This is a genomic window from Acidovorax sp. 210-6 (assembly GCF_010020825.1).
GTDB classification, from domain to species: Bacteria; Pseudomonadota; Gammaproteobacteria; order Burkholderiales; family Burkholderiaceae_C; genus Simplicispira; species Simplicispira sedimenti.
Window position 1 is genome coordinate 1,928,629 of sequence record NZ_JAACJE010000001.1, and the last position, 19,367, is coordinate 1,947,995.

Sequence of the window (19,367 nt, forward strand, 5' to 3'; positions counted from 1 at the left end):
GCAGGGCTATCCGCTCACGGCAGGCGCCATGGGGGCCTGGAGGGTGGTCAGCAACTGGCTGCGGTACTGGCCTGGGGGCATGCCGAACCAGCGCTTGCAGGCTCGGAACAGGTTGCTGGTGTCGGCAAAGCCGAGCAGATCGGCAATATCGGCCAGGCTGTGGCGTTCGTTGGCGAGGTACTGGCGTGCCAGTTCGCAGCGTGTGTCGTCCAGCAGTTGCTGGTAGCACACCGATTCGGCTTGCAGGCGGCGCTGCAGTGTGCGATCGGTCAGGTGCAGTCGCGCGGCCACGTCTTCACGGCGCGGCTCACCCAGGTGCAGGATGCGTGCAATCTCGGTGCGTACCCGGGTACTGGTGAGCGTCTGGCCGAGCTGATCCAGTTCGGTTTCGACCAGGCGCTCGTGCAAGGCCCACAGGCTGGGGTTGTGGGTGGGGATGGGTGAGCGCAAATCGACATCGGCCAGCAGGAATCGGTTGGCGGGCTGGCCAAAACGTGGCAGCAGGCCGAAGGCGGCGCGGTGGGGCGTGTCGTCTGCCGGGGGCGGGGTGATGAGCTCGACGGCCAGCGGTGTCAATTCCCGGCGCGTGAGCCAGTGGCACAGCGTGAGCAGGGTGAGCACCGCGTATTCCACGCGTTGGCGCGGTATGGGCCGGGTGGCGCCTATGTGGCTGAGCACCAGCCAGTAGCCGCGCGGATCGCTCTGCAGGGCGAAGGTGGTGGCATCCGAGATGACGGCCATGTGCCGTTCCAGGTGCCGAAAGCCGGTCAGCAGATCGGGGCCAGAGGCGAGCGCATAGCCCACCAGATCCACATTGCCGTAGCGGGCCGTCAGGTTTCGATCAAGGCCCAATGCGGGATTGCCGTGGCGGGCAACAGCCAGTTCCCATAAGTGACTTACCCGGTCCACATCCACCCGGGTGTGCGGCTGCTGCAAGGCTTGCAGGTCGATGCCGGCTTGCGTGCACAGATCGGCGGCAGGCAGCCCCTGGGCCGTCAGCATGTCGGTGATGCCGCGCACCCATGCCGCAGAGCTGGTGCGCGGCGTCATGCGCGGTCTCCGGGGTTAGGGAGAACACTGGGGTGGCACTCTGAAGTCACTGTTTTGGCGCGGTTGCGATAGTGGCAAATGGGGCAGGGTTCGCACAATCGGCGGCGAGGCCGGATGCACAGCGCATGCGGTTCCTCGGCAGGGGGGCCGAGCATTCCACAAAACCCCCGAGGAGACAAACATGGCCGATTATCTTTGCAGTTGGCTCATCCGGGCTGCCATGCTGGTGGGGGTGCTGCTCGCAGGGTGCGCAGGCGTTGGTCGGCAGCCCGCCGCGCCTGAGTTGCGTGAAACCCGCTATGGGCTGGTGCGCGGGGTGAACGACAGCGCTGCCAGCGGCACCTATGTATGGAAAGGGATTCCCTTTGCCCGACCGCCCGTCGGTGATCTGCGTTGGCAACCACCCGTGGCGCCCGAGGCGTGGCAAGGTGAGCGCGATGCCACCCGCTTTGGTCAGGCCTGCCTGCAGATAGGGCGTATCTATGGGCCGGGAGCGAACAACCGTTTCGATGAAACCATTGGCCAGACGCTGAACACCCCCGTGGGCAGCGAGGACTGTCTGACGCTCAACATCTGGCGTCCGGCGAACGAACAGGGGCAACTGCCGGTGCTGCTGTTCCTGCATGGGGGCAGTGCCATCTCGGGGTACACGGCTGACCCGGTGTACGACGGTGCGGCGCTGGCCCGTGCCGCGGGTGCCGTGGTCGTCACGGCGAACTACCGGCTGGACGTGCTTGGTTTTCTGCACCTGCCCGATCTGCAGGCTGGCCACCAGCCTGCCACTGGCAACTATGCGCTGCTGGACCACCTCCAGGCGCTGCGCTTCATCCAGGACAATATCGCCCACTTTGGTGGTGATCCGCGCAATGTGACGCTGATGGGGCAGTCCGCGGGCGCCATCAACGCTCTGGCGCTGCTCACGGTGCCCGAAGCGCAGGGGCTGTTCCACAAGCTCGTGGCCGTGAGCGGTGGTATTTCACTCCCGGCCAATCTGCCGCCCGGCAGCATCCCTACGCTGAGTCCGTCTGCCAAATACGCGGCCCAGGCGGCGGGATTGCTGGCCCATCTGGCGCTGGCCGACGCTCTGGCAGGCGACCTGGGGCAAGCCAAAGCCCTGGTCGCGGGCTGGACCCCCATGCAGAAAGCCCGCTACCTGCGCGGCAAGGACGGGCGTGTGCTTTTGCAGACGGTGCTGGCGAACCGGTTGACCGGCTCGGGCCCCATCCCTGATGGCGTGCTGCTACCGGCTGACCCCATGGCCGCCATCGCCGCCGGCCGCTACCACAAGGTGCCGGTGCTGACGGGCTATACCGCCGAAGAGGGCAAGCTGTTCGCGCCTTTCCTGGCACTGCTGGGCGGTAAACCGGGCATGAAGATCGGTGACGCCGAGCGCTTTGCCATGATGCAGCGCTTCGATCCCGATGCGCCGCCGACGCTCACCGCGGGCGACATCCTCGATGCTTCTTACCTGCCGGTGTCTGCGCCGGGCACGGGTTACAACGCTCGCACCCGGCTGCTGGCCAGCCGCTTCTTCGACGTCAGCCGCGACAACCTGCTGGACACGCTGCGCGGCCAGCAGAAGGAGGTGTGGAACTACCGCTTTGACTGGGCCCAGCAGCCGGCGCCCTGGAATGAGGTGTACGGCGCGGCCCATGCCTTTGATCTGCCTTTTTTGTTTGGCAACTTCGGTCCCTCGGTTTTCTCCCGCGCCAGCAACAGCAGCGCCAACAGGGCGGGGCGCATGGCGCTCTCCCAGGCCATGGTGGACAGCGTGGCTGCGTTCATGCGCACCGGACAGCCCAACAACGCCACCGTGGCCATCGATTGGCAGCCGTGGCCGCGCAAGCTGGTGTTCGACGCCGATGCACAGGCCGTGCACCTGCGACAGGAGTAAGGCAATGGCCGTGGCCCGCAGTCAGACCAATGCAGTGGCGGCCAGGTGGGCGTTCAGCGCCTCATCGTCCACGATGGCCACACGGCCGAAATCCAGCGTCACGATGCCTGCGGCCTCCAGAGCCTGCAGCACGCGGTTGACGGTCTGGCGTGAGAGCCCGGCCAGCTGTCCCAGCTCCTCTTGGGTGAGATTCAGCCTGCGCGTGCTGCGCCAGAACAGGCGACTGAGGTACAGCGCCACACGGTGTTCGGGCGAGCGTATGCGGCCGGCCTCGATGATGGCCATGGCCTGGCCCAGGCGCAGGTTCATGTGCTGCACCAGGAACTGGTTGAACGCCAGGCTGGTGTCGCGCAGCGTGTGGAACAGCGGCAGGGGCAGGCACAGCAAGGACGTGGGGCGCAGTGCCACCACCTCGTACTTGCGTGCTTCGGCCTTGAGCGCAGAGCCCTCGCCAAACCATTCGCCGTCCGGAATACCGATGAAGGCCGAAGTGCGTGCCTTGCATGCGGGGCTGCGCAGCGTCACCAGCCCCTGGAGCACAGCGTGCCAGCCCTCGACCTGCGAGCCGACCGGCAGCATGACCTCGCCTTTGGCGCCTTCTGTTTGGTACACGCCACTGCGCACCGCTTCCTGCAGCGTTGCGGGCAGGCTGGCATACCAGGGCTGGCTGCAAATGAAGCGCTCGGCAGGGTGGGCAACGCAGAACATGCAGCCATTCTCGCAGTTTTGCGGGGGGGCGATCGGGAAAACCCTGGGCAGTTGTCTGCGTGGCGACAGGTGTTGGCAGCGCAGGGAGCGGGCGCGACACTGCGCCCCGTTGGGCCTAGCAAGGCCTGGGTGTGACTCAGGGAGACCGATGTGAACAAACGAGAGTTTCTGGGGGCGCTGGGTGTGGCCGCTGTGGCGCCCTGGGGCGCAGCGCATGCTGCTGTGGGGGTGACGGACGGCGAGATCTTGCTGGGCCAGTCTCTGGATCTGTCGGGGCCGCTGGCCGAGATGGCGCCCGACATTGTCAACGCCAGCAAGGCCTGCTTCGATGCGGTCAATGCCCAGGGTGGCATCCACGGGCGGCGCATTCGCATGCTGACCGAGGACGACGGCTACAAGCCCGAAAACACGGTCAACAACCTGCGCAAAATGCTGGGCCAGGACGGGGTGTTTGCCTTGTTCAACCTCACCGGCACGGCCAACGTGGCTGCGGCCTTGCCCCTGCTGGCCCAGGAAAGCCCTGCGGTGCCTTTGATCACGCCATTCACGGGCGCCGACCTGGTGCGCGCCCCCGGCCTGGACCATGTGTTCAACCTGCGCGCCAGCTACGGGGACGAGGTGGACAAGCTTGTGCAGCACCTGACCACCATCGGTGTGTCGCGCATTGCCGTGCTGTGGGTGAACAACGCGTTTGGCAAGGATGGCCTGGCGGGCGTGCGCAAGGCCATGGACAAGCGCGGGCAGAAGCTCCATGCCGACGCGCCCGTCCAGGCCGATTCATCCGATGTGGCCCAGGCCGTTGCCGCGCTGGTGGCTGCCGATCCCACGGCCATCATCCTGATCACTGCCGGAGCGCCCACGGTCAGCTTCATCAAGGCCTACCGCAAGCACAGCCGGGGGGCGCGGTTCTATACGCTCTCGGTCATGGGTACGCAGGCAACCCTGCGTGCGCTGGGGGATGACGGTGTGGGGGTGGTGGTCACCTCGGTGGTGCCGTTCCCGTGGAGCCAGAGCCTGCCCCTGGCGCGCGAGTACCGCACGGCACTGCAGGCGGCAGGGTTCGGTCAGCATGTGTCCTTCATCGGGCTGGAGGCCTACATGAATGCGCGCCTGGTGGTCGAGGGGCTCAAGCGCGCGGGCCGCGATCTGACCAGGCCGCGATTCCTCCAGGCGCTGGAGTCCCTGCGCCACTACGACCTGGGCGGCTTCGAACTGGACTATGGCAAAGGCGTGCGCCAGGGATCAAGGTTTGTGGATTTGACCATCATCGGCAAGGGCGAGCGGTTCACCCGTTAGGATGGTGCGTGGGTTATTGGATTGCTATACAAAGGAGTACACATGTTGGGTTTGATGCAGAGCCAGCCGTTGCTGATTTCGTCGCTGATCGAGTTTGCCGAGCGGCACCATGGCGACGGGCAGATCGTCTCGCGCCGGGTGGAGGGTGACATCCACCGCTACACCTACAAAGAGCTTGCGGCGCGCTCGCGCCAGTTGGCCAATGCCCTGGATGCGCAGGGCCTGCAGTTCAGTGACCGCGTGGCCAGCCTGGCCTGGAACGGCTACCGCCACATGGAGATGTATTTCGGCGTGAGCGGCTCGGGTCGCGTGCTGCATACCATCAACCCGCGCTTGCACCCCGAGCAGATTGCCTGGATCGTGAACCACGCCGAAGACCAGGTGCTGTGCTTTGACCTCACCTTCCTGCCGCTGGTGCAGGCGGTGCACGCCAAGTGCCCCACGGTCAAGAAATGGGTGGCGCTGTGCGATGCCGACAAGCTCCCGCAGGACAGCGGCGTTCCCGGCCTGGTCAGCTACGAGAGCTGGATCAGCGCCTATGCCAGCAGCTATGACTGGCCGTCGTTCGACGAAAACAGTGCTTCCAGCATGTGCTACACCAGCGGCACCACGGGCAACCCCAAGGCTGCGCTGTACAGCCACCGTTCTACCGTGCTGCACGCCTACGCGGCAGCGCTGCCCGATGTGATGTGCCTCTCCGCACGCGACGCCGTGCTGCCGGTGGTGCCCATGTTCCACGTCAACGCCTGGGGCATTCCCTACTCGGCAGCACTCACGGGCTGCAAGCTGGTGTTCCCTGGGCCGGCGCTGGACGGCAAGTCGGTGTACGAGCTGATGGAGGCCGAACAGGTCAGCTACGCTGCGGGCGTGCCCACTGTCTGGCAGATGCTGCTGGGTCACATCAAGCCTGCAGGGCTGAAGTTCTCGTCGCTCAAGCGCACCGTCATTGGCGGCTCGGCCTGCCCACCCGCCATGATCACGGCCTTCCAGGAAGAGTACGGTGTGGAGGTGCTGCACGCCTGGGGCATGACCGAGATGAGCCCGCTGGGCACGCTGTGCACGCTCAAGAACAAGCAGCTGGGCCTGTCCAAGGACGAGCAAATGAAGGTGCGCCAGAAGCAGGGCCGCGCCATCTTTGGCGTGGACATGAAGATCATCGACGGCGACGGCAACGAGCTGCCCTGGGATGGCAAGACCTACGGCGACCTGTTGGTGCGTGGCCCCTGGATTCTGGACACCTACTACAAGGGCGAGAGCCCGCTCGTCAAGGACGCCCAGGGCCGGGGCTGGTTCCCCACCGGGGACGTGGCCACCATCGATGCCGACGGCTTCATGCAGATCACCGACCGCAGCAAGGACGTGATCAAGTCCGGCGGCGAGTGGATCAGCTCCATCGACATCGAGAACATTGCCATGGCCCACCCGGCCATTGCCATGTCGGCCTGCGTGGGCATGCCCCATCCCAAGTGGGACGAGCGCCCCATTGTGGTGGTGGTGAAGAAGCCTGGCGCTGAAGTCACGCGCGAGGAGCTGCTGAAGTTCTACGAAGGCAAGACCGCCAAGTGGCAGATCCCGGACGACGTGGTGTTTGTCGATGCCATTCCGCTGGGCGCCACCGGCAAGATGCTCAAGACCCGGCTGCGCGAGCAGCTCAAGGATTACAGGCTCCCCGGCCTGTGATTCAGGACTGGCGCGGCCACGGGGGGCGGCCGTGCCAGTCACATGTGCGATAGGGGCTAGGGGCAATCCCTGAGCAATGCCGCAGCGCAACACTGTACGCTGCATCCATCGATTCAACCGGAGACTGAAAACATGAAATTTGCTATTAAAACCGTAGCTGCTTCCGTAATGCTGGTAAGCGCTGGCGCTGCATTTGCTCAAAAGGGCGAAACCGTCAAGATCGCCTGGATGGACCCGCTGTCGGGCCTGATGGCTGCGGTCGGCACCAACCAGCTCAAGAGTTTTCAGTTTCTCGCCGAAGAGTTCAACAAGAAGAACGCTGCGGGCGTGAAGTTCGAGATCATCGGTATCGACAACAAGCTCAGCCCGCAGGAGACCAGCAGCGCCCTGCGCTCGGCCATCGACCAGGGCGTGCGCTACGTGGTGCAGGGCAACGGCTCCGGCCCGGCCCTGGCCATCATCGACGCGCTGGAAAAGCACAACGCCCGCAACCCCGGCAAGGAGGTGCTGTACCTCAACTACGCCGCCGTGGACCCTGACCTGACCAACAGCAAGTGCAGCTACTGGCACTTCCGCCTGGATGCCGACACCTCCATGAAGATGGAAGCCCTGACGACCTACATGAAGGACATTCCTGAGGTCAAGAAGGTCTATCTGATCAACCAGAACTATGCGCACGGTCACCAGGTGTCCAAGTTCGCCAAGGAAATGCTCAAGCGCAAGCGTCCTGATGTGCAGGTGGTGGGCGACGACCTGCACCCCCTGGCGCAGGTGCGTGACTTTGCGCCCTACATCGCCAAGATCAAGGCCTCGGGCGCCGATACGGTGATCACCGGCAACTGGGGTTCCGACCTGGCGCTGCTGGTCAAGGCCGCCAACGATGCGGGTCTGAACAACGTCAACTTCTTCACCTACTACGGCTCGGTCACAGGCACGCCCACGGCCATGGGTTCTGCAGCCGCAGGCCGTGTGTACATGGTGGCCTACGCCCACATGAACCTGCCCGGCCCGCTGAACCAGATCGTGGTGGACTACAAGAAGAAGTTCAACGACGACATGTACACCGGCGCCGTGTACCACGCCTACTCCATGCTGTCGGAAGCCTTTGTCAAGGCCAAGACCACCGATCCGGTCAAGGTGGCCGCGGTGTTGGAAGGCATGAAGTTCAAGAGCTTCAACGGTGAAGTCGAGATGCGCAAGACCGACCACCAGCTCCAGCAGGGCCTGTTCATCTCCAAGTGGGAAAAGGCCGGCGGCAAGAACCCGCTCGATTCCGAAAGCACGGGCTACACCTTTGTCCCGGTCAAGTACTACGAGCCCTATGTGGCCAGCACGCCCACTTCGTGCCAGATGAAGCGTCCTTCCTGATCGCGCCCTGGGGCGGCGCTGGTCGCGTCCACGCCATCTGCGTGGAGCTTGTTCAGCGTTGCCTTGGCAAGAGGCCCGACGCCCCTCGGGCCTCTTTTTTTGACTCGGTGTAGCGGTAACTGCGATGAATCTTGAATTTTTTGTCATCTCCATGCTCAACGGCATGAGCTACGGCCTGCTGCTGTTCATGCTCAGCTCGGGCCTCACGCTGATCTTCAGCATGATGGGTGTGCTCAACTTTGCGCACACCAGCTTCTACATGCTGGGGGCCTACTTTGCCTACACGCTGTCGGGCTTGGTGGGCTTCTGGCCTGCGTTGGTGCTGGCGCCACTGGCGGTGGGTGCGCTGGGGGCACTGTTCGAGCGCTACAGCCTGCGCCGGGTGCACAAGTTCGGCCATGTGCCCGAGCTGTTGGTCACGTTCGGGCTGTCGTACCTGATTCTGGAACTGGTGCAGCTTGTCTGGGGCCGCTCGACGGTGCCTTATGGCCTGCCCGAGCAACTGCAGGGGCCGTTGTTCACGCTGTTCAACACGCAGTTTCCCAAATCGCGTTCCTTCGTCATGCTGGTGGCCTTGCTGATGCTGCTGTCCGTATGGCTGCTGCTCACGCGCACCCGCATCGGCCTGGTGATCCAGGCGGCACTCAAGCACCCCGAGATGGTGCAGGCCCTGGGCCACAACGTGCCGCGCGTTTTCATGCTGGTGTTCGGCGGTGGCTGTGCGCTGGCCGGGCTGGCCGGCGTGATCGGCGGCAACACCTACGTGACCGAGCCTGCCATGGCGGCTTCGGTGGGTTCCATCATCTTCGTGGTGGTCGTGGTCGGCGGCATGGGGTCGCTGGCAGGCGCTTTTCTGGCCTCGCTGCTCATCGGCGTGGTGCAAACCTTTGCCGTGGCCATTGACCAGTCGCTGGCCACCGGCCTGCAGGCCTTGGGCATGACGGTGACCGAAGAAACCTTTGGCTGGCCGGTGCTCAAGCTCACCGTATCGCAGGTGGCACCGATCCTGCCCTACCTGTTCCTGGTATTGATATTGATCTTCCGCCCCAAGGGCCTGCTGGGCACGCGGGAGGACTGACGCCATGACTTCCAACACTGCAACCACCACGCCCACGGCGTACTACCGCTTCAAGCCCTGGAATGTGGGCCGCATCGTCATCTGGGGGATGTTTGCGCTGCTGCTCATCGTGGCACCGCACCTGTTCACCAGCAGCCTGGCGCTGACCATGCTCTCGCAGATCGGCTACCTCATCATCATCTGCCTGAGCTACAACATGCTGCTGGGGCAGGGCGGCATGCTGAGTTTCGGCCATGCGGTCTATACCGGCCTGGGCTCGTTCATCGCCATCCACGCCATGAACCTGGCCAGCAAGGGCAGTCTGCCCATTCCGCTGGTCCTGATTCCCTTGGTCGGCGGGCTGGCAGGCATGTTCTTTGCCATCTTGCTGGGTTACGTCACCACCAAAAAGGCCAGCACCACCTTCGCCATGATCACCTTGGGCGTGGGAGAACTGGTGGCCGCCATGGCGCTGATGTTCCCCGAGTTCTTTGGCGGAGAGGGCGGCATCACCACCGACCGGGTGTACGGCCAGTCCTTCTTCGGCATCACCTTTGGTCCGGGCATCCAGGTGTACTACCTGATCGCGGTGTACTGCTTTGTATGCACGGCGGCCATGTTTGCCTTCACCGGCACGCCGCTGGGCCGCATGCTCAATGCCGTGCGCGACAACCCCGAGCGCGCTGAGTTCATCGGCTACAACACGCAAAAGGTGCGCTACCTCGCCTTCATCATCGCCGGGTTCTTTGCCGGCATTGGCGGGGGGCTTACGGCCATCAACTTCGAGATCATCACCGCCGCCGACAGCGTGAGCGTGATCCGCTCGGGTGGCTATCTGCTGTTCACCTTCCTGGGTGGGGCCACGTTCTTCTTCGGCCCCATCATCGGCGCGGTGCTGCTGGTGCTGGCCTCGGTGCTGCTGTCCGAGCTGACCAAGGCCTGGCTGTTGTACCTGGGCCTGGTGTTCCTGTTCATGGTGATGTACGCCCCTGGTGGCGTGGCCAGCCTCATCATGATGAACCTGCGCGTGGCCAAGTACGGCAAGCTGGGTCGCCTGTGGCCGTCGTACCTGGGCCTGGGCGGCACCGCCCTGGTGGCCTTGCTGGGCGCGGCCTGCATGGTCGAGATGACCTACCACCTGCAACTCAACGCGGCTTTGGGGTCAGAGATGACCTTCATGGGGGCCACCATCAATGCCAAGGGGCTGACCAGCTGGTTTGGCGCCGCCTTTGTGATGCTGACCGGGCTGGGCATGTTCGAACTGTGCCGACGCCAGTTCCGGCACCAGTGGGGGCAAATTCAGGAGCAGATTGAATATGAAATCAAGCGTGGGGAGGCGCTGTGACCATGGCGCATGACACCACTTATGCACTGGAGCTGCGCGACCTGCGCAAGTGCTTCGGCAAGACAGAAATCATCCGCGGCGCCAACCTGGCCGTGAAGGCGGGCGAGCGCGTGGCCATCATCGGCCCCAACGGTGCGGGCAAGTCCACGCTGTTCAACCTCATCAGCGGGCGCTTCGCGCCCACCAGCGGCGAGGTGCTGCTGGGCGGCCAGCGCATCGACGGCAAGAAGCCCTTCGAGATCAACCGCATGGGCCTCTCGCGCAGCTTCCAGATCACCAACATCTTCCCCAACCTCAGCGTGTTCGAGAACCTGCGCTGCGGTGTGCTCTGGAGCATGGGCTACAAGTACACCTTCCTGCGCTTCCTCTCGGGGCTGGATGACGCCAACGAGCGTGCCAAGCAGCTCATGGAGATGATCAAGCTGGAGAAAAAGCGCGACACGCTGGCGGTCAACCTCACCTACGCCGAGCAGCGCGCGCTGGAGATCGGCATCACCATCGCCGGTGGCGCCAGGGTCATCCTGCTCGACGAACCCACTGCCGGCATGAGCCGCAGCGAGACCACGCGCTTCATCCACCTCATCAAGGAGGTGACCGAAGGCCGCACGCTGCTGACCGTGGAGCACGACATGGGCGTGGTGTTTGGCCTGGCCGACAAGATCGCCGTGGTGGTGTATGGCGAGGTGATTGCCTTTGACACCCCCGAGAAGGTGCGCGCCAACCAGCGCGTGCAAGAGGCCTACCTGGGCTCCGCCGTGGCCGATGCGCAGGCGGGAGGACACTGACATGCTGCATATTGAGAATCTTCACGCCTACTATGGCAAAAGTCATGTGCTGCATGGCGTTACCTTCGATGTGCAGCCGGGCGAGATCGTTGCCCTGCTGGGCCGCAACGGCTCGGGCCGCTCCACTACTGCCAAGGCCATCATGGGCCTGGTGGACTGGGAGGGCACCCTGCAATGGAAGGGCCAGAACCTCAACGGCAAAAAAGCCTACGAAATTGCCCACCTGGGCCTGGGCTACGTGCCCGAGAGCCGCGACGTGTTTCCCAACCTCACGGTGCACCAGAACCTGCTGCTGGGCCAGAAGGGCAGCGGCAAGGGCAGCCGCTGGTCGTTCGACGACATGTACGACATGTTCCCGCGCCTCAAGGAGCGTCGCAACATCGAGGCAGGAGTCATGTCGGGCGGTGAGCAGCAGATGCTCACCCTGTGCCGCACGCTCATGGGCGACCCGGACTTCATCATCATCGACGAACCCACCGAGGGCTTGGCGCCCAAGATCGTCGAGCTGGTAGGCCAGTACCTGAAAAAAATCAAGGACCGCGGCGTGTCGGTGTTGCTGATCGAGCAGAAGCTCACCATCGCCATGGACATCTCCGACCGCACCCTGGTCATGGGCCATGGCAGCATTGTGTTCCAGGGTACCCCCGATGAACTGCGCGCCAACAGCTACGTGCGCAAGGAGTGGCTGGAGGTCTGACGAGGCCGTACAACGTCAGAAATAGCGCCGCACGCTGAGCTCCCACCGCCGTGCGGTCGGCCAGAGACCAAACTGGCTCAGAGGGGCGCCATGGTTGCGCTGCCACTGCAGCGCCACATCGAACGCCTTGCCCCGGTACCGGGCTTCCAGCCAGAAGCGGCGGCTGGCGTCCACCCGGTCCAGGTGCCACAGGCTGCTGAGGTCCAGGCCGGGCATGAGCGCGTCTTTCCAGGTGGCATGGAAGAACAGCGCCCAGCGTGTGGGGGGCTCCAGGGCCTGCAAGCTCCAGGCACGGTACTGCAGGTAGGTGGGCAGCGGCTCGCCGCGCAGGGCCTGCCAGGCGCTGCGCCCTGGGGCCGTGCCGTTGTAGTGCAGTTCTGCCGTCAGCGTGAGTTTGTGGCGGGTGGTGTGTGTGGCACCGGCTGCCAGCCGGTGGCGCCAGCGCTGGGGGCCGGGCAGGTCCAGTGCCTCGTGCCACTGCGTGCGGGCCTGGCCGGCAGCCCATTCCAGATGGGCCACGGTGGCCTGATCCACCAGTCCGGAAAGGTTCAGTCCCCATTGCGCACGGTACCCCTGGCGCAGGTGCAGCAGTCCTTGGGCGATGAGGGATTCGCCCCAGCGGGGCGCAAAGGCCAGCAGCGCGCGGTGCTGGTGGTTGGTGGCGCCCCAGTCCGGGTGCCAACCGCTCGGGGCTGGCTTGCGCTGCGCGATGCGAGGCGAATAGGCGAACTGCCATGCGCCGTCGGCCTCCAGTTGCTGCACGCGCACCATGCCGCTGCCTTGGCGGTTTTCGCGCAGGCTGGCGGGATCCATGGACACTTCCGAGCGCACCGATCCATCACGGAAAAAATCTGTCGGGTTGTAGCCCAGCGCCACCCCCTGGCGCAGCCGGATGCGCCCCGCCTCCACCAGCACCTGCGGGCTCGCTGTGTAGCCCAACACGGCGTCCTTCAGGGTGTGCACGGTGTGTTCTTGCATGGGTGCAGGGCGCGAGCGCACATCCAGCCGACCCGCAGCCCGCAGTTGCCAGGGGCCGCTGGCTGTGGGCTCCAGCCGCCAGTCCAGGCTGATGCGGGTGTCCTGCTGTGCAGCAGCACCGGTCTGCGGCCAGGCGGCCCCGGCAGCAAGTTCGGCATGGGCCTGCCAGGGGCGTGCTTCGGTGGCGGCGGCCGGGGTGTCGTCGGCCAGCTGCAGTGCGTCGGACTCTGCGTCGTCTGCCAGCGCGGGCAAGCCGCAGAGCATCGGTAGAACAATGGCGATCCAGCGCATCATTCGGGCCGGAAGCGGGGCAGGTAGTCGCGTTGCAGCCAGGCTTGCGGCACCTCGCGGCGTTCCCATTGTGAGTAACGCATCACCGTGACCCAACTGGGGTCCAGGCCGTCGATGATCACGGTTTCCGTGGGGCGCTCGGTGCCAAAGGCGTTTTCGTAGCGTCGGTAGTACGCCGTCTTGAGCAAGGCGCCCGTGTCGGCATAGAAGCGTGCCTTGACGGGCCGGTGGTTGCTGGCATCGACCCACATCTCGACGCGCGGATAGTGGGCGTCGGGGCCCTGGGCTTGCAGCTCGAGTTTCAGGCACAGGCGTGGCTTGCGGTCACCGTCCTGTGTGGTGTCTTCCACCGCATTGGTGGCACGGTAGTCGCGTGCGAAGTTGGTGGTCACCACATCGCCGTTGGACGCCTGGCCCAACAGGCGCTGCTGGGGTGACAGGCGAATGCTGCCCTGGCTGGCAGGGTCATAGAACCACAGGTCCTTGCCGTTGTAGAGAATGAGCTTGCCCACATCGCGTGCCGGGGCCAGGTAGCGCACCAGACTGCGGAATTGCCCGCCCACCGCGTCGGGCCGGGAGTACACGGCGAGCTGGCTGCTGTCGGTCTGCCGACCCTGGCGGTATTCGACCAGGGTATTGACCAACCCAAAGGAAAAATCCGGGTTGCGGATCGCATCACTGGCCGCCAGAACGGCCTGGGGATCGGGTCCGGCCCAGGCATGGGGGTGCCATGCGGTCAGTGCGGCCAGGGGGAGGGCCAAAAGTGAACGTCGTTGCATGGTATGCCTTGATTTGACGGTTTCAGGCGTGGCGTAGCGCGTCCACGATGTCCATGCGCGCTGCGCGCCGTGCGGGCCACCAGGCCGAGGTCAGGGTGACCGCCAGCATGCCCACGATGCTGCCTGCCAGCAAGGGCAGGTCTTGCCACACCCGCACCAGCACCAGATAGGCATACGAATAGCCCGGAGGCGTCCAGGTCCAGCCGCTGTGGTTGATGGCCCAGGCCACCACGGCCGTGGCCAGCAGGCCCAGCACCGTGCCCGCCGCACCCAGCAGCAGGGCTTCGCACAGGAACAGGCGGCGGATGCCGCTGCAGCGCTGGCCCATGGCTCGCAGGGTGCCAATCTCCACGGTGCGCTCCACCACCGCCGTGCCCATGGTGTTTGCAATGGTGAACAGCACGATCACCGCAATCAGCAGCGCGATGAAGCCGAACATGGAGGCCATGAACTCATCGGTCTGCCCAAACATCGGGTTCAGCATGCGAAAGTCCAGCACCTCCAGGTCTTGCGCGGCAAAGTCCTGCGCCAGCAAGGCGTGCAGCCGTGCGCGGGCCGCAGGCATCTGCGCGGTGTGCTGCAGTTGCACCACGATGGACGTGACCTCGGGTGCTTGCGTGCCGTACAGCAGGCGCTGGGCTTGCGGCAGGTGCATGGCCAGGTACATGTCGTCAATCGCCTTGATACCCAGGTTCACGGCCTTGATGGCCTGCAGGCTGGCCACATTGGGGGCACCCTTGGCGGTGGCAACCAGCATTTCGATGCGGGTGGGCGGGCGCTCGGCATCTGGGCTGCGTTCCAGGGCCGAGAGCGCGGCCACATCGTCGGGCACGGCGGGGGCTTCGGGCGCCTGCACTGCTGCAGAAGTGCGGGCGCTGGTGTAGGCATTGGTGCTGGCATTGGTGCTGGCATTGGTGCAGTGTGGCACTTGCAGCGCTGCGCACAGTTGCAGCTTGCGCGCCACGCCGGTGCCTATGACGGCGGCATGGGGCGCCGTGCCCTCCAGCGCCAGGGGCTGGGCGTAGCTGAACATGCCGTAGTCGTTCCATTGCATCAGGCGGTTGATGTCTGGTGCCACCAGCCCCTGGGCCAGCACCGAGCGCGTGTGCCCCGACTCCATGTGCCCCGCAATGCCGCCCAGTTGCAGTGTGGGCGTCACCACGCGCAGCAGGGGCGCCAGTTCGGTGTCGCCGCTGATGGCATCGATGACGCGCTGGTAGCCCGCAATGCCGTAGGCCGTGGGGTTGTCGCCCCCATCCACAAAATAGCCGCGCCGCTGCACCTGCAGGTGGCCGCTGAACTGGACAAAGCCGGTCTCCATGCCATACAGGATGTTGGAACGGTAGCCGCCAAACAGCAGGATGGCGGTAAGCCCCACCACCATGGCCAGCAGGGTGGCCAGGGAGCGGCGGCGGTTGCGCAGCAGGTTGCGCAGGGCGAGCATCCAGAGGTTCATGCGGCCACCTCCGCGCAGGTGTCCCGGTGCTCGATGGCGTCGATGCGGCCATCGCGGATGCGCACCACGTCGTCGGCCTGGGCCAGCACCATGGGGTCGTGCGACGAGAACACAAAGCTCGCCCCGCGCTCGCGCTGCAGGCGGCGCATCAGGGCAATGATCTCGGCGCCGGTCTGGCTGTCGAGGTTGGCGGTGGGCTCGTCGGCCAGCACCAAGGCCGGTTCGGTGGCCAGGGCCCGGGCAATGGCCACGCGCTGGCGCTGCCCGCCCGACAGTTGGCCGGGGCGGTTGCCTGCGCGGTCTGCCAGGCCCACGGCGTCCAGGAGCGTGCGCACTCGCTCTTTGCGTTGGGCAGCCGGTACTGCGGCCAGCACCAGCGGGTATTCCACATTCTCAAAGGCGGTCAGTACCGGCAGCAGGTTGAAGTTCTGGAACACGAACCCGATGCGCCGTGCGCGAAAGTCCGACAGCGCATCATCCGTCATGGCCTGCACGGCCTGGCCATCGACCTGGATTTCGCCTGCATCGGGCCGGTCGATGCAGCCCATCATGTTGAGCAGCGTGGTCTTGCCACTGCCCGAGGGGCCGCACAGCACGGTGAAGCGGCCCGGCCGGATATCGATGCTCACTGCGCTCAGGGCGGGAACCGTCACGGTGTCCAGCCGGTATGTTTTGCCCACGTTGCGTAAACTCACTGGATACATGAACACTCCCTTTTCAATGCATGGCGCCTATCGTAAAAACCAAGCCCCTGGGGTGTATTGAATGATTGCGACACCGCCGCACACGGCGCGCGCCCCCTATCACCACTTTCACAAAATCCCGCCCTGGCCCCGTGAGCCCGCCATGACCTACAGCGATGCGCGCTCCGAGCTGTGGCTGCCGCGCAGCGCCCTGGCGTCCTGCGTGCGCGGGGTGATGGCGCGCGATACGCTGTCGGTGGCGCTGGATGAGCCGCAGCGCTACAACCATATGCCGGTGGCCCCTACGTGCGCGCTGCTGTGGTACCTGCGGGGCGAATGCCAGGTGCTGGAACCCGGCGCGCCGCCACTGCCCCACAGCCCGCGTGCGCCCATTGCTGCGGCCACGCTGTGCGGCCCCTTCACCCGACCCACCGTCAGTTGGAACCCCGGCCCCATGCATGCCTTCATGGTGCTGCTCATGCCCGATGCGCTGGCGCACATGACGGGCCTGGACACGGCCGCGCTGCTGGACCGCATCGTCCCGGCCGAAGAAGTCTTTGATGCCGACTGGCAGGCCCTGTTTGCCCAGGTGGCGCGGGCCGACAACGACGATCAGCGCGTGGCCCTGGTCGAAGCCTTCTTGCTGCCCCGCTGGCAGCAGTCGCGGCCCGCATCGGCGCTGCACAGCCACCGGCTCACCGACTGGTCGCGCAGCGTGGCCCTGCGCGCCGCCAGCTCGGGCCTGGGCCGCAGCCTGCGCCAGGCAGAACGCCGCATCAAGCAATGGACCGGGCAAACGCAGCGCAACCTGCACGGCCTGGGCCGCTCGGAGCGCGCCTTCTTCGAAGGCGCCCAGGCGCACCAGGACGGCGCCGTGCATTGGGGCGACATCGCCCAGGCCAGCGGCTACGCCGACCAGGCCCACATGTGCCGCGAGTCCCGGCGCATCACCGGCTACGCACCGGGCGAGTTGTACCGCCTGATGCAGAGCGAGGAGAGCTTCTGGGCGTACCGGCTGTGGGCTTTTGGGGTTGGGGCCTCCTTGGAATAGGCCGTTTGCCCCTGGGCGTGTGGGCGTCGCCAGGTGGCATTTGTCCCAATAGAGACATGGCCCTCTGGTCAAAGTGCGGTCTGCCCCTACAATAAAAATCGCACGACCGTTCTTTTTCCACTTTCCAAGGAACAACAGCATGACCGCTGAATACAAAGTCCACGGCAGCGTCGCCGTGATCACGCTGGCCAATCCGCCTGTCAACGGCCTGGGTCTTTCCACCCGCCAGGGCATTGTGGACGGCCTGGACAAGGCGCAGCAGGATGCCGCCGTCAAGGCCATCGTTATCACCGGCGCCGGGGGGGCGTTCTCTGGCGGGGCGGACATCAAGGAGTTCGGCACCGACAAGGCGATGCAGGAGCCCAATCTCAATTCCGTGATTGCAGCCATTGAAAATGCCAGCAAGCCTGTGGTGGCGGCCATCCACAGCGTGGCCATGGGCGGCGGCCTGGAACTGGCCCTGGGTTGCCATTACCGTGTGGCGGCACCGGGTTGCAGCATTGCGCTGCCCGAGGTCAAGCTGGGCATCCTGCCCGGCGCGGGCGGCACGCAGCGTCTGCCCCGCGTCATTGGCGTGGAAGCGGCCCTGAACATGATCGTCAGCGGCGAAGCCATCAAGAGCGAAATGCTGGCCATGCTGCCGGGCCAAAAGCTGTTCGACAAGCTGGTGGATTCGCCCGAAGCGCTGGCCGCCGAGGCCCTGGCCTTCGCGCAGAGCGTGGCCGACGTGCGCCCGCTGCCGCTGGTGCGCAACCTGCCTTGCAAGCACCCCGAGGGTGATGCGTACTTCCAGTTCGCGCGCAACATGGTCAAGGGCATGAGCAAGAACTTCCCTGCGCCCGCCAAGTGCGTGGACGCCGTGGAGGCCGCGACCAAGAAGAAGTTTGCCGATGGCATGGCCGTTGAGCGCGAGATCTTCATCAACCTGATGTGGACGGCCGAGTCGCGCTCGCTGCGCCACCTGTTCCTGGCCGAGCGCGCCGCGAGCAAGATCCCTGACGTGCCCTCCGACACCCCCAAGCGCGACATCAAGGCCGTGGCAGTGATCGGCGCTGGCACCATGGGCGGCGGCATTGCCATGAACTTCCTGAACGCCGGCATTCCCGTCAAGATGCTGGAGATGAAGCAGGAGGCGCTGGACCGTGGCATCGCCACCATCCGCAAGAATTACGAAGCCCAGGTGGCCAAGAAGAAGCTCAAGCAGGACAAGTACGAACAGCGCATGGCCTTGCTGTCCACCACGCTGGACTACGCCGATCTGAAGGACGCCGACCTCGTCATCGAGGCCGTGTTCGAGGAACTGGGCGTGAAGGAAGCGGTGTTCAAGCAGCTCGACGCCGTGATGAAGCCCGGTGCCATCCTGGCCTCCAACACCTCCACGCTGGACGTGAACAAGATCGCCAACTTCACCCAGCGTCCGCAGGACGTGGTGGGCCTGCACTTCTTCAGCCCCGCCAACGTGATGAAGCTGCTCGAAGTGGTGCGTGGCGAAGCCACCGCCAAGGACGTGATGGCCACCGTGATGGCTGTGGCCAAGAAGATCAAGAAGGTTGCCGTGGTTTCGGGCGTGTGCGATGGCTTCATCGGCAACCGCATGATCGAGCAGTATGGGCGCCAGGGCGGTTTCCTGCTGGACGAAGGCTGCACGCCCCAGCAGGTGGACAAGGCCATGGAAAAGTTCGGCATGGCCATGGGCCCGTTCCGCATGGGTGACCTGGCGGGCAACGACATCGGCTGGGCCATCCGCAAGCGCCGCTATACCGAGAAGCCCGACATGAAGTACAGCAAGACCGCCGACCTGCTGTGCGAAAAAGGCCGCTTTGGCCAGAAGGTGGGCAAGGGCTGGTACGACTACGTGCCCGGCAAGCGCGACGCCATCCCCAACGCCGAAGTGGAGCAGATGATTGCCGACCACCGCGCAGCGCTGGGCATCACCCCGCGCAAGATTTCGGACGAAGAAATCGTGCAGCGCCTGGTGTTCGCTCTGGTCAACGAGGCCGCCCACATCCTGGAAGAGGGCATTGCCAACAAGGCCAGCGACATCGACATTGTGTACATCTACGGCTACGGCTTCCCGGTGCACCGTGGCGGCCCGCTGAACTACGCCAACGAGATCGGTCTGTTCAACGTCGTGCAAGCCATGAAGCGCTTTGCGCAGAACCCGCTGGACGATGCCGCGTTCTGGAAACCCGCTCCGCTGCTGGCCAAGCTGGCCGCCGAGGGCAAGACCTTCCAATAAGCGCGCAGCC

Annotated in this window: 16 protein-coding genes; 10 read left to right on the forward strand and 6 right to left on the reverse strand. The window is 65.0% G+C overall.

Annotated features, from left to right (window positions below; all coding sequences use genetic code 11):
* Positions 1-6: 6 nt before the first annotated feature.
* On the reverse strand, positions 7-1,050 hold the full coding sequence (locus GWK50_RS08920) for an AraC family transcriptional regulator (protein WP_162016175.1): 1,044 nt from the start codon (positions 1,048-1,050) through the stop codon (positions 7-9).
* A 220-nt stretch (positions 1,051-1,270) separates the two neighbouring features.
* On the opposite strand from GWK50_RS08920, the gene GWK50_RS08925 reads away from it, so the two are divergent.
* On the forward strand, positions 1,271-2,944 hold the full coding sequence (locus GWK50_RS08925) for a carboxylesterase family protein (RefSeq protein WP_162018065.1): 1,674 nt from the start codon (positions 1,271-1,273) through the stop codon (positions 2,942-2,944).
* A gap of 21 nt (positions 2,945-2,965) precedes the next feature.
* Here GWK50_RS08925 and GWK50_RS08930 read toward each other — a convergent pair whose 3' ends face one another.
* Positions 2,966-3,652 (reverse strand): Crp/Fnr family transcriptional regulator, encoded by a 687-nt coding sequence (locus tag GWK50_RS08930; protein ID WP_162016176.1) that lies wholly within the window; start codon positions 3,650-3,652, stop codon positions 2,966-2,968.
* A 150-nt stretch (positions 3,653-3,802) separates the two neighbouring features.
* Here GWK50_RS08930 and GWK50_RS08935 point away from each other — a divergent pair, with 150 nt between their 5' ends.
* The 7 genes from GWK50_RS08935 to GWK50_RS08965 all read left to right on the forward strand — a co-directional run bounded on the left by GWK50_RS08935 (position 3,803) and on the right by GWK50_RS08965 (position 11,880).
* Positions 3,803-4,948: an ABC transporter substrate-binding protein gene (locus GWK50_RS08935; RefSeq protein WP_162016177.1), complete on the forward strand. Its 1,146-nt coding sequence runs from the start codon at positions 3,803-3,805 to the stop codon at positions 4,946-4,948.
* A gap of 42 nt (positions 4,949-4,990) precedes the next feature.
* Positions 4,991-6,628: a 3-(methylthio)propionyl-CoA ligase gene (locus GWK50_RS08940; RefSeq protein ID WP_162016178.1), complete on the forward strand. Its 1,638-nt coding sequence runs from the start codon at positions 4,991-4,993 to the stop codon at positions 6,626-6,628.
* Positions 6,629-6,760: 132 nt separating this feature from the next.
* Positions 6,761-7,996, forward strand: coding sequence for a branched-chain amino acid ABC transporter substrate-binding protein (locus tag GWK50_RS08945; protein WP_162016179.1), 1,236 nt, complete (start codon positions 6,761-6,763; stop codon positions 7,994-7,996).
* A gap of 124 nt (positions 7,997-8,120) precedes the next feature.
* Complete coding sequence (locus GWK50_RS08950) at positions 8,121-9,074, forward strand: branched-chain amino acid ABC transporter permease (protein ID WP_162016180.1); 954 nt, start codon at positions 8,121-8,123, stop codon at positions 9,072-9,074.
* A 4-nt stretch (positions 9,075-9,078) separates the two neighbouring features.
* Positions 9,079-10,398: a branched-chain amino acid ABC transporter permease gene (locus GWK50_RS08955; protein WP_162016181.1), complete on the forward strand. Its 1,320-nt coding sequence runs from the start codon at positions 9,079-9,081 to the stop codon at positions 10,396-10,398.
* A gap of 2 nt (positions 10,399-10,400) precedes the next feature.
* On the forward strand, positions 10,401-11,183 hold the full coding sequence (locus tag GWK50_RS08960) for an ABC transporter ATP-binding protein (RefSeq protein WP_162016182.1): 783 nt from the start codon (positions 10,401-10,403) through the stop codon (positions 11,181-11,183).
* Position 11,184: 1 nt separating this feature from the next.
* Complete coding sequence (locus tag GWK50_RS08965; RefSeq protein ID WP_162016183.1) at positions 11,185-11,880, forward strand: ABC transporter ATP-binding protein; 696 nt, start codon at positions 11,185-11,187, stop codon at positions 11,878-11,880.
* A 15-nt stretch (positions 11,881-11,895) separates the two neighbouring features.
* Here the strand turns inward: GWK50_RS08965 and GWK50_RS08970 are convergent, their stop codons facing one another.
* The 4 genes from GWK50_RS08970 to GWK50_RS08985 are packed head-to-tail and all read right to left on the reverse strand — an operon-like array spanning position 11,896 to position 16,088.
* Positions 11,896-13,152 (reverse strand): hypothetical protein, encoded by a 1,257-nt coding sequence (locus GWK50_RS08970; protein WP_162016184.1) that lies wholly within the window; start codon positions 13,150-13,152, stop codon positions 11,896-11,898.
* Positions 13,149-13,928: an outer membrane lipoprotein-sorting protein gene (locus GWK50_RS08975; protein WP_162016185.1), complete on the reverse strand. Its 780-nt coding sequence runs from the start codon at positions 13,926-13,928 to the stop codon at positions 13,149-13,151. The genes GWK50_RS08970 and GWK50_RS08975 overlap by 4 nt, the downstream gene beginning before the upstream one ends.
* Before the next feature lie 22 nt (positions 13,929-13,950).
* Positions 13,951-15,384, reverse strand: coding sequence for an FtsX-like permease family protein (locus tag GWK50_RS08980; RefSeq protein ID WP_162016186.1), 1,434 nt, complete (start codon positions 15,382-15,384; stop codon positions 13,951-13,953).
* The gene (locus tag GWK50_RS08985) at positions 15,381-16,088 is read right to left on the reverse strand and encodes an ABC transporter ATP-binding protein (protein ID WP_162016187.1); all 708 of its coding nucleotides are present in this window, start codon (positions 16,086-16,088) and stop codon (positions 15,381-15,383) included. The genes GWK50_RS08980 and GWK50_RS08985 overlap by 4 nt, the downstream gene beginning before the upstream one ends.
* A 142-nt stretch (positions 16,089-16,230) precedes the next feature.
* Between GWK50_RS08985 and GWK50_RS08990 the strand changes: the two genes are divergently transcribed.
* Positions 16,231-17,118 carry a helix-turn-helix transcriptional regulator gene (locus GWK50_RS08990; RefSeq protein WP_162016188.1) on the forward strand — a complete coding sequence of 296 codons (888 nt, stop codon included), beginning with the start codon at positions 16,231-16,233 and terminating at the stop codon, positions 17,116-17,118.
* 139 nt (positions 17,119-17,257) lie between these two features.
* Positions 17,258-19,357, forward strand: coding sequence for a 3-hydroxyacyl-CoA dehydrogenase NAD-binding domain-containing protein (locus tag GWK50_RS08995; RefSeq protein ID WP_162016189.1), 2,100 nt, complete (start codon positions 17,258-17,260; stop codon positions 19,355-19,357).
* Positions 19,358-19,367: the final 10 nt, after the last annotated feature.